This is a genomic window from Parabacteroides hominis, assembly GCF_014287585.1.
Taxonomy (GTDB): Bacteria; Bacteroidota; Bacteroidia; order Bacteroidales; family Tannerellaceae; genus Parabacteroides; species Parabacteroides hominis.
In genome coordinates this window covers 100019-114728 of record NZ_JACOOJ010000004.1, presented here as the reverse complement: position 1 = coordinate 114728, position 14710 = coordinate 100019, and the positions used below count along the sequence as shown (strand labels likewise).

General features: G+C 52.8%; 12 protein-coding genes and 1 riboswitch. Of the genes, 6 read left to right on the top strand and 6 right to left on the bottom strand.

Features of this window, described 5'->3' with window-relative positions:
- The first annotated feature begins 10 nt into the window (after positions 1-10).
- The 4 genes from cobJ to cbiD all read left to right on the top strand — a co-directional run bounded on the left by cobJ (position 11) and on the right by cbiD (position 6618).
- Entirely contained in the window at positions 11-1423 is a 1413-nt protein-coding gene (gene cobJ, locus H8S65_RS03580; RefSeq protein WP_186928594.1) for a precorrin-3B C(17)-methyltransferase, read from the top strand.
- Positions 1420-2679: a precorrin-6y C5,15-methyltransferase (decarboxylating) subunit CbiE gene (cbiE, locus tag H8S65_RS03575; protein WP_186928593.1), complete on the top strand. Its 1260-nt coding sequence runs from the start codon at positions 1420-1422 to the stop codon at positions 2677-2679. Before cobJ ends, cbiE begins: the two co-directional genes overlap by 4 nt.
- Positions 2672-4609, top strand: coding sequence for a precorrin-4 C(11)-methyltransferase (gene cobM, locus H8S65_RS03570; RefSeq protein ID WP_186928592.1), 1938 nt, complete (start codon positions 2672-2674; stop codon positions 4607-4609). The genes cbiE and cobM overlap by 8 nt, the downstream gene beginning before the upstream one ends.
- A gap of 164 nt (positions 4610-4773) precedes the next feature.
- Entirely contained in the window at positions 4774-6618 is a 1845-nt protein-coding gene (gene cbiD, locus H8S65_RS03565; protein WP_186928591.1) for a cobalt-precorrin-5B (C(1))-methyltransferase CbiD, read from the top strand.
- On the opposite strand, the gene H8S65_RS03560 is transcribed toward cbiD, so the two are convergent.
- From H8S65_RS03560 to H8S65_RS03545, 4 genes are all read right to left on the bottom strand, one after another.
- Positions 6619-7293 carry a hypothetical protein gene (locus H8S65_RS03560; protein WP_186928590.1) on the bottom strand — a complete coding sequence of 225 codons (675 nt, stop codon included), beginning with the start codon at positions 7291-7293 and terminating at the stop codon, positions 6619-6621.
- A 65-nt stretch (positions 7294-7358) separates the two neighbouring features.
- Positions 7359-8366, bottom strand: coding sequence for an ABC transporter ATP-binding protein (locus H8S65_RS03555; protein WP_186928658.1), 1008 nt, complete (start codon positions 8364-8366; stop codon positions 7359-7361).
- Positions 8366-9403, bottom strand: coding sequence for an iron chelate uptake ABC transporter family permease subunit (locus H8S65_RS03550; RefSeq protein WP_186928589.1), 1038 nt, complete (start codon positions 9401-9403; stop codon positions 8366-8368). The genes H8S65_RS03555 and H8S65_RS03550 overlap by 1 nt, the downstream gene beginning before the upstream one ends.
- A 9-nt stretch (positions 9404-9412) precedes the next feature.
- Entirely contained in the window at positions 9413-10573 is a 1161-nt protein-coding gene (locus H8S65_RS03545; protein WP_186928588.1) for an ABC transporter substrate-binding protein, read from the bottom strand.
- A 56-nt stretch (positions 10574-10629) separates the two neighbouring features.
- Positions 10630-10830: riboswitch (cobalamin riboswitch) on the bottom strand.
- Positions 10831-10949: 119 nt separating this feature from the next.
- Between H8S65_RS03545 and H8S65_RS03540 the strand changes: the two genes are divergently transcribed.
- Positions 10950-11648, top strand: a complete 699-nt coding sequence (locus tag H8S65_RS03540) for a precorrin-2 C(20)-methyltransferase (protein WP_186928587.1) — start codon at positions 10950-10952, stop codon at positions 11646-11648.
- Positions 11649-11729: 81 nt separating this feature from the next.
- Entirely contained in the window at positions 11730-13397 is a 1668-nt protein-coding gene (locus tag H8S65_RS03535) for a formate--tetrahydrofolate ligase (RefSeq protein WP_186928586.1), read from the top strand.
- A gap of 122 nt (positions 13398-13519) precedes the next feature.
- On the opposite strand, the gene H8S65_RS03530 is transcribed toward H8S65_RS03535, so the two are convergent.
- Both H8S65_RS03530 and H8S65_RS03525 read right to left on the bottom strand, forming a co-directional pair.
- Positions 13520-14338 (bottom strand): alpha/beta hydrolase, encoded by an 819-nt coding sequence (locus tag H8S65_RS03530; protein ID WP_186928585.1) that lies wholly within the window; start codon positions 14336-14338, stop codon positions 13520-13522.
- Positions 14339-14358: 20 nt separating this feature from the next.
- The gene (locus tag H8S65_RS03525) at positions 14359-14709 is read right to left on the bottom strand and encodes a DUF6565 domain-containing protein (RefSeq protein WP_186928584.1); all 351 of its coding nucleotides are present in this window, start codon (positions 14707-14709) and stop codon (positions 14359-14361) included.
- Between the last annotated feature and the right edge of the window lies 1 nt (position 14710).

Here is a 14710-nt window from a genome sequence, read left to right as displayed (position 1 = left end):
AACAGCTCATATGAACAAAGGGAAAATTACTGTTGCCGGCATTGGGCCGGGAAGTCGCGAAGACATAACGCCCGCGGCGTTATCTGCCATCAGGCAGTCGGATGTGATCATCGGATATAATTATTATTTCCAGTTTATAAAAGATATAATCCGCCCGGATGCCCAATGTATCGATACCGGGATGAAGCGTGAGAAAGCACGTGCCGAAGAGGCCTACAAATACGCTTCGGAAGGTAAAACGGTGACAGTGATCAGTTCTGGTGATGCCGGAATCTACGGGATGGCCCCGTTGATATATGAAATGCGGACGATGAAAGAGGCGCCGCAAGTGGAGATCGAGGTAGTGCCCGGTATCAGTGCGTTCCAGAAAGCGGCTTCGCTTCTGGGAGCACCTATCGGGCATGATCTCTGCATCATCTCCCTCTCCGACCTGATGACTCCCTGGCTGCGGATCGAAAAACGCATACGGGCTGCCGCCGCCGGCGACTTCGTGACAGCCGTCTACAATCCGAAAAGCGAAGGGCGCTACTGGCAACTGTATCGCCTCAAGGAGTTGTTCCTCGAAGAACGTGCACCCGAAACACCAGTCGGCTATGTCCGCCAGGCTGGACGCGAAGAGCAAGTCGTCAACCTGACCACGTTGGCAGCGTTCGACCCGGAGCAGGTCGATATGTTCACCGTCATCCTGATCGGGAACTCGCAGTCGTACGAGGCCGGCGGCAAATTCATCACACCGCGCGGCTATTACGGGGAGATCAAGATGAAAACGGATGTCGGGATCGGCCAAGACATCATGATCCGCAGCTTCCGCACCATCGAGAAAGAACTCAAGAACAAAGAAATACCACTCGACAAGAAATGGGCTTTGCTCCATGCCATCCACACGACAGCCGATTTCGATATGGAAAACATCCTACGGATTGACGACAGGGCGGTGGCTTCCCTCTACGGAAAATTCAGCCGGGGCGAGGTGCGCACCATCATCACAGACGTCACAATGGCCGCTTCCGGCATCCGCAAAGGAGCCTTGCAGCGCATGGGGATCGAGGTGAAATGCTATTTGCAGGACGAGCGTACTGTACAACTTGCAACAGAAAAAGGGATCACCCGCACACAGGCCGGCATCCGGCTTGCCGTACAGGAACATCCCGACGCTTTATATGTTTTCGGCAATGCGCCAACCGCATTAATGGAACTTTGTGACCAGATAAGGAAAGGGAAAGCCACTCCCGCCGGCGTCATTGCCGCTCCTGTCGGTTTCGTACACGTACAGGAATCCAAACACATGGTAAAGCCATTTGTTTCTATTCCTAAACTCATCATCGAAGGACGGAAAGGCGGTAGCAACCTCGCCGCGACTTTGGTAAACGCGATTTTATGCTACAACGATGCAGAACAATTAAAACCAGGTAGAGACGTATGAAGGCTAAAGAAATAGTAGAAAATTACGGCAAAATACACATCTATATGGTCGGGATGGATGATAATCCACAACCCAAACATATAGAAGTCATCATCAAAAGTGTCAAACACGACAATATCTTCTCCGGAGGGAAGCGTCATTACGAGATTGTAAAGCCGTTCCTGCCCGCCGATGCGGTATGGATCGAGATCAAGACTCCTATAGATGCAGTCCTCGCGGAATACAGCCGGTTGATCCAGGAAGACAAAGTGATCGTCTCCTTCGTTTCGGGAGACCCGTTCTTTTTCGGTTTCGCTTCCACCATCCGGAAAAACCTTTTAGGGGTGGGCATGAAAGTGTTTCCCTACTTCAACTCATTGCAGATATTCGCACACCGCGAACAAATCGCGTATGAGAACATGCACGCCGTGTCTGTCACCGGACGTCCGTGGCACGAACTCGACCGGGCGTTTCTGGAATGCCGGCCGCTGATCGGTGTACTGACCGACCGTGTCCACACGCCCAGAGCCATTGCCAAGAGGATGATGGAATATCATCTGGACAAGGATTACACCATGCGGGTAGCCGAACACTTGGGTAACCCGAAGAAGGAGAAAATCTATAAAAGCTACCCGATCGAGGAAATCAGCGAGATGAGTTTCACCAATCCGAACTGCGTCCTGCTGATAAAGGACCTGAACAGCAAGCTGCAACGACCGGCCTTAGGCATACCCGACACGAAGTTCGTCTTGCTCGACGACCGGGCAAAGATGATTACCAAAGCACCGATACGAGTGATAGACTTGAGCTTGTTAGAGTTGCATAACAGCCACACCTTCTGGGATATCGGCGCCTGCACCGGCTCGGTCTCGATCGAAGCACGACGCCAGTATCCCCACCTGCATATCCAGGCTTTCGAAGTGCGGGAAGAATGCAAGAACATCATCCGGGCAAATGCACGGCTGCACAGCGCTCCCGGCATAGACCTGCGTATCGGGAACTTCCTGAACCTGTCAATCGAAGAGAACACGATTGTAGATGCCGTCTTTATCGGCGGTCATGGCGGCAAGCTGAAAGAGATAGTCTGCAAAGTCGCTTCCCACCTGGACAGTCTGCACGGCAAGATCGTCTTCAACTCCGTTTCGGAAGAAAGCAGCAAGCTGTTCCGGGAGGCGGTCGAAGAAAACGGCTTGAAGTTACGGTCGGAAATGAACATTACGGTCGACTCACATAATCCTATAACCATACTCTGTGCAACAGGCAAACATCATGTATAAAGATTTATTGAATATCATTGTGGTTTCGGCAAGCAGCCTGCCGTTAGCACGCAAAATCCGAGACGAATATCCAGGTAAAACCGTTATCTATTGTAGAGAAGCAGATAACGATGTCGAACCATTCACCTCTTTCGAGGAACTGGCCGGCGACCTTTTCGATAAATCGAAGGCGATGGTATTTATCGGGGCGATGGGCATTTGCGTACGAAGCATCGCTCCTTACATCAAGAGCAAGTACACGGACCCGGCAGTCGTCTGCCTCGACAGTACCGGCAAGTATGTCGTGTCGGTACTGTCCGGCCATATCGGCGGGGCGAACGAACTGACACACGAATTGGCCCGCATACTGGGCGCCGAGGCGGTTGTCACGACACAAAGCGACAACCAGGGACTTTGGGCACTGGACACTTTCTCGAAACAATACGGCTGGGAACAGGATGTCTACAACCCACAAGAAGGCATAATCAGTTTCTTCCAAACCGACTTCGAGCAGACAGACGAGGAGACGTTTAACGCTTCGAGGAAAAAGGCCATGAACGAATGTGTCGCCCGCTTCGTCAACTGCCGGCCGACCGCCCTCCTGCTCGATATCCGCACAAAGGAGACGGACTATATGGAGGGAACCTGTCCCCCGCACGTCGATGTCTTCTATAAATATAAAGATATCGACCTCGATAAATACGAACTGTTGATCACGGTCAGTCCCACTTACTATCATAAATCCCCCATCCCCTGCCTGTCATTCTTCCCGAAAGTGCTTCACTTAGGTGTCGGATGCAAAAAGGGATTGGCAGACATGAAATCCGTCCTCACGGACCTGTATATCTGCTCCATCTTCTACAGGTTCAACCTGAAGAGCATAGCCGACGTCTCCTCCATCGACCTGAAGAAAGACGAACCGATATTAAAGGAACTGGCGGACACCTACCTGCGCAGCCCGTTCAAGACCTATCCGGCTGGGGAACTGGACAAGATTCCCGTACCTCACCCCTCTTCCACAGTAAAGAAAGTCACCGGGTCGGGCAGTGTCTCGGAAGCGGCAGCTATCCTGAGTGCAGAAGGCGGCCCGTTATTGGTGGGAAAACAAAAGGGGCAGACGAAAGACTTCACTTATGCGATAGCCATCAGCAAATCGGCAGTACGGAACGAAGAAGATAGTCAGCAAAAAGGAAAACCGGGACAAGGACACATCGAGATCGTCGGAGCCGGGCCGGGCGATCCGGAACTGATCTCCATCCGGGGAAGGCGGATGCTGGAAAATGCAGACCTGATCCTGTATGCCGGCAGCCTCGTTCCCAAAGAGCTCACCCTGTGCGCCAAGAAAGGTGCGACGGTTCGCAGCTCTGCCGACATGAACCTGGAAGAACAATTCGCCCTTATGAAAGAGTTCTATGACAAGGGGAAATTCGTCGTACGCTTGCATACGGGCGACCCCTGCATCTACGGGGCGATACAGGAACAGATGGCATTCTTCGACCGCTACGGCATGAGCTACCATATCACGCCGGGAATCTCCTCGTTCCAGGCTGCCGCGGCGGCTCTCCGTTCCCAGTTCACCATTCCCGAAAAGGTGCAGACCATCATCCTGACGCGTGGCGAAGGACGGACGCCCATGCCGGAGAAGGAGCAGTTGCATAAGCTGGCTGCCAGCCAAAGCACGATGTGCATCTTCCTGAGCGCCGGCATTGCCGGGCAGGTACAGAAAGAACTTTTAGAACATTACCCGCCGACGACACCGGTAGCCGCCTGCTACAAGCTGACTTGGAAAGACGAACGCATCTACCGGGGCGAGTTGAAAGACCTGGAACGGATCGTAAAAGAAAACAACCTGACGCTGACAACCTTGTTAGTCGTGGGCGATGCCATAGACAACCGCGCAGGGGTCTCGCGTCTCTACGCCGAGGAGTTCAAGCATCTGTACCGCCGTTAGCGAGGGGTCACCTCCTACCTATGAGGCATGATACCTCATAGGTAGGAGGTACGGCACATCGTAGGTAGGAGGCATGACACCTCCTACCTGCGAGGCAAGCACTCGCCAGAGAGGATGATACCCCACGACATTACCGGTAAAGACAAGAGAACAACAGAAGCATTATGATACTGATCTTAGGAGGAACAACCGAAGGACGCAAGGCCGTACAAGTCGTCGAGAGTGCAGGCAAGCCCTACTACTACTCGACGGTCGGCAGCGAACAAGCGATAGAAGCCGCCCACGCCATCCGGCTCACCGGAGGCATGGAGGAAGAAGAGATGGCACGGTTCTGCCGCGAGAAAGAAATCTCGTTGCTGGTCGATGCCGCCCACCCTTTTGCCATCCGGTTGCACCGTACGCTTGCAAAGGTCTCCTCCCGGCTCCGGATTCCGGTCGTACGGTTGGAAAGGCAATATCCCGAACGTGACAAGCGGTTGATATGGTGTGCGGATTATGCCGCCGCCATCGACCGCCTGCGTGCGGACGGGATCCGCAACCTGTTGGCCCTGACAGGCGTCAAGACCATTGCGAAGCTGCGTCCTTATTGGGAACAGACGCCCTGCTGGTTCCGTATCCTGGACAGGAAAGAATCACTTTCACTGGCCGAGTCCGACGGGTTCCCGAAGGAACGGCTCGTTTTCTTCCATGAAGGAGAAGATGAAAAGGGGCTGCTGGAGCGGCTTCACCCGGATGCCGTACTGACAAAGGAAAGCGGGGAAAGCGGATATTTCAGGGAAAAGGTCGAGGCGGCCGGGGCCTGCGGCATCCCCGTTTATGTCATACAGCGCCCTCTCCTGCCCGACAGTTTCACCTTCGTGCAAGGTGTGGAAGGGCTCCGTAAAGCCATCGAACGCCTGGCCCCCGGTTTCTTCCCGCTCCGGAGCGGTTTCACGACCGGCACATGTGCTACGGCAGCAGCCAAAGCCGCCTTGGTCGCCCTCCTGAGCCGAAGGGAACAAACCGCAAGTTGCATCACACTCCCTTCCGGGGAAAAGACCACGCTCCCTGTCGCCGCTACCGAATGGGTAGACAACGCCGCCTTGTGCACGGTTGTAAAGGATTCCGGTGACGATCCGGATGTGACAAACGGCTGTTCCGTCATCGCCCGCATCGAGTTGCAGGCAGGACAATCCCCTGCCCCCGCCTTCCTGTTCCGGGGCGGCGAAGGGGTCGGCACGGTGACGCTTCCCGGCCTCGGCCTCGAAATTGGCGGACCTGCTATCAACGCCACTCCCCGCCGTCTGATTTGCGGGGAGCTGACAGCGGTACTGGAAGAAAACGGCCTGTCCGGCAAGATAAAGGAGGTGGTCGTCACGATCTCCGTTCCGGGAGGGAAAGAGTTGGCCGCCCGGACATTCAATCCGAAGTTGGGAATCGTCGGCGGGATCTCGATCATCGGGACATCCGGGATCGTACGCCCTTTCTCGAACGACGCCTTTATCGCCTCTATCCGGAAAGAAGCAGAAGTGGCGAAAGCAATAGGATGCTCCCGCCTCGTCATCAACTCTGGGGCGAAAAGCGAACGTTTCCTGAAAGGCTACCTGTCGGAACGGTTCTCGGAAGAACTTCCCCCGCAGATGTTCGTGCACTACGGGAACTTTATCGGGGAGACGCTGAAAATAGCCGCCGAACTGCAATTCGACGAAGTTGTCATGGGAATCATGATCGGCAAAGCCGTCAAACTGGCGGAAGGAGCACTGGACACGCACAGCAAGAAGGTCGTCATGAACAAAGCCTTCCTGAAAGAACTGGCCGGAAAGGCAGGCTGCAAACAGGAGTCCGTACAAAAAATAGATTCCCTGACGCTGGCCAGGGAACTATGGGAGCTGTTCAACGAGACCGAACAGCAAAGCTTCTTCCCGCTTCTGTTGCAGAAATGCCGGGAGCATTGTGCGCCTCTGCTTCCCGACGGGAAACTGTCCGTCCTGCTGATTTCGGAAAGCGGGGAAATAGCCTTTCAATCTTGATTATTCAAACGTAACATCCTTGTTCTGCACATAGGAGACATCGATCTTTCCTCCCGCATCACCGTTGCTCTCCTGCAAAGGGAGTTTCTTGACGCGGCTCAGGAACAGGGTTCCTTTAGTGGCAGAGGTCGGGTTCGTAAAGTTCAGCGTGATGAAGGTCGCGCCTTCCTGCGTATTGTTGATATCATAGACGCCGCCGTTATAGGTCAGGTGCGCCTGGACATACTCGTCCTTACCGATCGGCTTTCCTACCCAGGTGATAACGGTTGCGCCATTACCTTTGACGGACGTCAGGGATTCGGGAAGCGCGATCGGATCGACATCATCGATAGAGGCCTTGTTCGTATAGACCTGGTCTTTCCAGCGGGTAAAGGTGAACGTGACCGGATCCAGCCCGGATTCCGACAGCATATACATATAGGTTCCCATCCCTAAAAAGTCCGGCACTTTCCCGTTAAAGAGAATGCCTTTGGCCGGCAGGCGCAGATTGGCCCCTTCACTGTTATACTTATTGAAATTCGCGCCTATATGGGTATGATTCTGCGTAACATTATATTCGACACCCAAATTCTGGTAGAAAGGGATCGACGGGTCAATCCCGTCCGAATCATCGTTATCACAAGCGGTAAACACGCCTGCGAACAACAGGCAAGCATAAAGGAAATTCTTTTTCATATCATTTATTCTTTGATAGAAATAACAAATGAAGCGGGAAAAGTTTTTCCTTTTAGGCTTTTTTGTCAGATGGAAAGCTGCTGCAAAAGGGATTCTATGGTATCGGCAGCCTGCGTATGCCCGTCGGGATGGTGGATCAGGAATGCGGAACCGGCAGACAGATCGCCCGTCTCAATCCACACAGGCGATTCCACATGCCGGCCGGCACGTATGCCGTTCCGCTGAAGCGCCTTGCGAACCATTGCATACTTCTGCCCGTGCCCGGTCAAGCGTATTTCTTTCGAATACTGGTTATCGATGCGGAACAGGCCGGTCTCCGTGTCGAACACGATTCCCTTGCGGGCGAAGAAACCGCTCAAGTGGCCGCTCAGGGCAAGGTCTTCGGGCGTTCCGATCGTAATCCCGTTCGTCCGGTCCATCAGCCAAACCTTGTCAGCAATCTGGAGCGCCAGTTCGAGGTCGTGCGTGGAGAGGAAAATCGTCTTATTCGTGCTCCGTGTCAGATGATGGAGCAGTTGCATGATCTCCACCTTGCTCGGAAAATCGAGGAAAGCGGTCGGTTCGTCCAGGAAGATCACAGGCGTTTCCTGGGCCAGCGCTTTGGCGATCATGACCTTCTGCCGTTCCCCGTCCGACAGGGTGTGCACCATGCGGGAGGCCAGATTCCCGATCCGTACCAGGGCGATCGATTCTTCCACGATCTGCTTGTCCTCCTTGCCCAATCGTCCCCAGAAACCGGTGTAGGGACTGCGCCCCATCTCGACCAATTCCCGCACGGACATATTCCGGATGTCACACTTCTCCGTCAGGACAACGCCGATCGTCGTGCTCAATTCCTTGTCCGAATAGCTGTCCACATCACGTCCCAAGACGGCGATCTCGCCTTCCAACTTCGGCTGGAAAGCCGACAGTGTGCGCAGGAGCGTCGACTTCCCGACTCCGTTCGCCCCTAACAGGCAGGTTAATTCTCCGCTATAAATCCGGGCCTGTATATGGCTCGCCACCAACTTGGTATCGTTCTTTGTCCGGTAACCGATAGAGAGGTCGTTTATATGAATCGTATCTTGTTTCATCATTCGTTCAGTTCGTTCTTACGTTTGCGGAATAGCACAGAAGCCACTACCGGAGCACCGACCAGGGCGGTCACCGAATTGACCGGCAAAGCCCCTTCGAAACCGGGCATCCGGGCAATCAGGTTACAGGCGAGTGCCAGCGCAGCACCGGCAAACAAGACGGCAGGCATCAAGACCCGGTGGTCGGACGTTTGGAAAATGGCCCGGCACAGGTGCGGGACGGCCAGACCAAGAAAGATGACCGGTCCGCAATAGGCCGTCACGATCGCCGTCAGCACTCCCGCCGAGGTGATAACCAAGAGACGCGCCCGCTTGATGTTCAGCCCCAAGTTACGGGCATAGCCGTCGCCGAGCAGCATCAGGTTCAGCGTCTTGATCAGCAGGAAGGACAAAGGGATCAGAATCGCCATGATCGCGACAAACAGCATCATCTGGTTGCCGGAAACACGGGAGAAACTGCCTAATCCCCAGATTACGTAGGCGCGAATGTCTTCCTCCACGCTGAAGAACTTCAGCACGCCGATCACCGCATTCGCCACGTAGCCGATCATCACGCCGATGATCAGCAGCGTCACGTTCCCCTTCACCTTCTGCGACACATATACGATCAACGCCATCACTGACAGCGAACCAATCACGGCCGCAATCGAAAGCGCGATTTCTCCCATAAACCCCAATTTGCTAAGTGCAACCCCTCCGAGGCTACCGCTCAACAGCACCACGAAGGCCACCCCCATACTCGCACCGGAGCTGATCCCCAGCACAGAAGGCCCCGCCAGCGGATTCCGGAAAACAGTCTGCATCTGCAAGCCGCTTATCGCCAGACCCGCTCCCGCCACCAAAGCTGTCAACGCCTGCGGAAGACGTGATTTCCAGACAATATTCTGCCAGGTCACCGGCTCGTCTCCCAGTCCGCAAATAATGTTCCAGACAGACTTCAACGGGATAGACACCGATCCTAACACCAGGTTCAGGAACATCAGAACCAGGATAGACGCTACGATGAGCAACATCAGAAAAGAAGTAGAATGTCTCATTCGTGCAATTTATTTGAGTCGTGCATAATAAACTGGCGTATGGTCGGGCAGCAGGTCCGGATGGAATATATGCAGCAGGTCGGCCAACACGACTTCCGGTTCGGTCGGCATGCTTTCGTAGAAGGGCGTATCTTTCATGTTGCAATAGATGATCCCTTTCTCCTTGAAAGCACGGAAATCGGCATAACGCGGGTCCTGCTCCTTCAACGCCTCATAGCTGAACGTGCTCGGATAGCTGTTCACGATGCGCCAGTAATCGGCTTCGTCACCCTGGTTATAGACAGTTTCGAAGTCGAGCGTCACGCCTCCCGAACGTTTGTCATCTTTCAGGAAATAGTCGGCTCCGGCATCCTCGAAGAGTTGGGCGAGGAAGCTCTCCCCTCCCACGGCATACCAGTTACCGCCCCGCATCTCGCCGCTCAGCACGACCGGGCGTTTCTTCACTTTTCCTTCCGTCGTCAGCTCCTTCAACTCATTATAACGGGCCGCGATAGCGTCGAACGTCTCGTTCGCCTTTTGTTCCTGTCCCAACAGCAGGCCGACGAATTTCACCCATTCCGCCTGTCCCAATGGCGTCATTTCCTTATAGCCTAAATGCGGGATCAACGGGATGCCGACATCCTTCAAGGTCTCATATCCGCCCCGTTTGAAAGGCGAGACAAGGATCAGGTCGGGGTTCATGCTCATGATCACCTCGTTGTCAAAATTCCCTTCTATGCCGATCTTGACGGTCTTTCCGCTCTTCAGGCGTTCGTTCATCTCCCTGTTGAACAGATGCCGGGTGCTGGTCACTCCCACGACCTTGTCCAGCTCGCCCATTTTGATAAAATTGGACAACTGCAAGGAGGTCATGCAGATAACGCTTCTGATAGGCGTCTCGATCACGGTATACGATCCGGGGATGCCGGCAGGTTTCGTTCCTCTCCTGACCAGCGCATAATGGAAAGTCGTACTTTCCTCATTCTGCGGGTCCTGGATATCCAACAAGACATATCCGTCCCGATAGGACAATTCGAAACCATGCGCATACTCCAGCACAATACGGACACCGGAAAACGCGCTCTCTTCCGTCGTTTCCACCTTGTCGGTCTGTTGATTGTTTTTGGTCGTACACGAAGATGCGACACACAACGACATAAGCAGGCAACACCCTGCCAGGCATTTTTTCATATTCGATATTATTTTATTACAACCGGGCAAGCCTTGTCCACCCCACGAGGACGAAACTCTTCCAAACCGAAACGGCAGGTCTTCTGACTTACTTCCATCCCGGACACCTTCCCGATCCCCCGATCAGTGGCATAGAGTATTGCCGGTATGTTTCCGAAGTTTCACAGCAGCGTGGTCTGTCCGGGATTTCCACCCGGTTCCCTTTTAATCCCTGTCCTGTAAGGAGGACAGGGAAACCTGTTTCAGGGGACAAATATAATAATATTACTTTTCTTTCAAGAGAAAAGTGACAGGCAAATCAGTTTTTCTTACAAGCCGCCATTTGGAAAGTTCCGTGATTTTTCTCACTTTTGCGCACTTAATAAATCAAACGCACATGTCGTACCCCATCTGCTTCGTATCGCTCGGTCCGGGAGACCCCGAACTGATCACCCTGAAAGGCTTGAAAAAACTCCGACAGGCCGATATTATCTATTGCCCCGCCACCATGAGTAAGAGCGGGCAACCCCTCTCACGCGCAGCCCGTATTATCGAAGAACTGGAAATCGGGAAATCCGCGATCAGACTCTTCACGCTCCCGATGAGCAAAGACCGCACCGAAGCCTGGAAGGTCTACGATGCCTTGTATGAAAAGGCTATATCCGCCTGGGACGAAGGGAAAAAGGTGGTCATTGTGGCGGAAGGCGATGCTGGGTTCTATTCTTCCATACAATATATATACGACAAATTCAGGGAGAACCGGATCGAAGTGGAACGGATCGCCGGAATCCCCGCTTTCATTGCGGCGGGCGCATTGGCCGGCTTGCATATCGTCAAACAGGAAGAACAGATCATCGTCATCCCCGGAATACTGACGGCAGAAGAATTGTCGGAAAAGATCAAGGCCGGCTACGTGATCGTCATCATGAAGCTGTCCCAATGCGTGGAGGCCGTCCATACCTGCATCCGGTTGCATCCGGAAGCGAACTTCCACTATTTCGAGAATGTCGGGACCGGGAAAGAGTTCCATACCTCTGACCGGAAACAAATTCAGGAGAAAATATTCCCATACTTTTCCCTGATGATCATCCGATAGTACCTGAACTACCTGGCCTTTCATTTTGTTATTATATAAAAATATATTTACTTTTGTTTTCCACTTAAACTTACATAAGACATGAAATCAGACATAGAAATTGCAAGAGAGGTCTCTCTGCGCAAGATAAAAGAAATCGCGACCGGATTAGGCATCCCGCGCGAAGAAGTTCAGAATTACGGCAGATACATCGCCAAAATACCTCTCCATCTGATTGACGAAGAGAAGATCAAACAACACAATCTTATCCTGGTTACGGCTATCACTCCTACGAAAGCGGGCATCGGCAAGACGACCGTTTCGATCGGACTGGCTTTGGGATTGAACAAGATCGGTAAAAAGGCGGTCGTCGCCTTGCGTGAACCATCACTGGGCCCGTGCTTCGGTATGAAGGGCGGAGCTGCCGGAGGCGGATACTCGCAAGTGTTGCCAATGGAAAACATCAACCTGCATTTTACGGGGGACTTCCATGCGGTTACTTCCGCCCACAATATGATCACGGCGTTGCTGGACAACTACATCTACCAGACGCGTAACACCTGCGAGGGCTTGAAAGAGATCAAATGGAAACGCGTGCTGGACGTGAACGACCGCAGCTTGCGCAACATCGTTTCCGGCCTGGGTGGATCAGCCAACGGCGTACCGACGGAGACGGGCTTCGACATAACGCCCGCTTCGGAAATCATGGCGATCCTTTGCCTGGCAACGGACATCGAGGACTTGAAACGCCGTGTCGGCAACATCCTGTTAGGATATACGAACGAAGACAAGCCTTTCACCGTAAACGACCTGGGAGTGGCCGGAGCAATCACAGTATTGCTGAAAGACGCTCTCCTGCCTAACCTGGTGCAGACAACCGAGAACACGGCCGCATTCGTGCACGGAGGCCCGTTCGCCAACATCGCACACGGCTGCAACTCCGTCCTGGCGACCAAGATGGCGCTGACATATGGCGATTATGTCATTACGGAGGCCGGCTTCGGCGCCGACTTAGGAGCTGAAAAGTTTTTCGACATCAAATGCCGGAAAGCCGGATTGACACCGAAGCTGACGGTTATCGTGGCGACGGCCCAGAGCTTGAAGTTGCATGGAGGCGTACCGGAAGACAAGATTAAGGAGCTGAATATCGAAGGACTGAAAAATGGTTTCGAGAACCTGGATAAGCATGTCGAGAATATGAAACGTTTCGGGCAGGAAGTAATCGTGACCTTCAACAGGTATGCATCCGATACGGACGAAGAAATCGCGCTGGTGGCAGAACATTGCCGTGAGATAGGCGTAGGTTTCTGTATGAACAACGTATTCGCCGCTGGTGGAGAAGGGGGTGCAGAACTGGCGAAACTGGTGGTCGACACGATCGAAAAGAAACCTTCCGCCCCGCTTAAATACATCTACGAGGACGACGAACCGATCCGTACCAAGATCAAAAAAGTGTCCGAACAGATCTACGGCGCAGCCTCCGTTGTCTACACGACATTGGCGGACAAGAAAATCAAACAGATCGAAAGCTTAGGAATCTCCCACTACCCGATCTGCATCGCCAAGACGCAGTATTCGTTCTCTTCCGATCCGAAAGCATACGGGGTGGCCAAGAATTTCGAGTTGAAAGTGCGCGACATCATCATCAACAACGGTGCAGAGATGATCGTTGTAATCATGGGCGAAATCATGCGTATGCCGGGATTGCCGAAAAATCCGCAGGCAAAACGCATCGACATCGAGAACGGCGTGATCGAAGGGTTGAGCTAATTCAATCACAAGGACGCAGATAATTTTAAAGACGCGGATTTCTCGAATAACGCGGATTTATTTGTAGATAATAATATCCGCGTTATTCGAGAAATCCGCGTCCCTGTCTCTATATCTATATTCTATTTCTTTTCTCCGCGTCTATCGAAGAACTTCTTAAAGAACACGATCTGGTAGTCGATCGAGTTCTTCCAGTATTCGCCGTTATGCGATCCGGGACGGACCAGGAAATCATGGTCGATCTTATATTTCAGCAGCTTCTTATGAAAGTCGTTATTCACTTCGAAAAAGAAATCGCTGTAACCGCAATCGAAGATAATAGCCAGCTCGCCGTTCTTGATACGGTCGATCTGCGTGATCGCCGTGTGACGGTTCCAGGCCTCCTGATTGTCGCTCTCGTTTCCGAGCTGCTTACTCATCTCCCAGTTGTTGGGGAACGGCCGGATATCGACTCCGCCGCTCGTGCTGCCGGCGGCGCCAAACACATCCTTATGACGGAAAGACAGCCACATGGCTCCGTGTCCGCCCATGCTCAGCCCTGTAATGGCACGACCGGAACGGTCTTTCACTGTCTGATATTCGGAATCGATATATTTGACTAATTCGGAGGAAACGAATGTCTCATAACGATAGGACGGATCTTTCGGACTGTCCCAATACCAACTGTTCTTACCATCAGGACAGACAAAGATCAGACCGTCGCGGTCTGCAATATCTTTCAACTCCGGCTTCATGGAAATCCAGGTTTTCGCATTCCCTCCATATCCGTGCAACAGGTAGATCACCGGTTTCGGTGCACGATTATCATCCGGAGAAACGACAACGACCTGGACATTCTTTTTCATTGCCTCGCTGTAAACGGCCAACGTATCGACAACCGCCCCTCTCGCCGAAATGGCGACCAAGGCGAAAATCGCTAAAAAGGATAATTTAAGTTTCATGGTATCAGACTCTGCAAACGTTATTTTTTGTTCTTTTCCATTTTGAGGATATCACTGTCGAGGAGCTTGTCCATTCCGTTCTTCAAGGTCGAAAGTCCTCTCCGGGTTGCATAGGCCGCTTTCAGTTTGGTGATCTCCACCTGCTCGTCTATTGTCAGTTCGGAACTGAACTTCTCATAGCGGTCACCGGTAAAGGCTTCGAACTTTTCATCGGCTTTCTTCCAGTCTTCTTCCGTATAATCGCTTCCGGCAGCTTCCACCTTTTCGATAAACTTCTTGAAATCTTTCACATACGACTCTTTGGAATCGCTGCAACCACTTAAAACGAACAAAGCGACAACCGCCATAAACATCATCAATTTTGTTTTCATA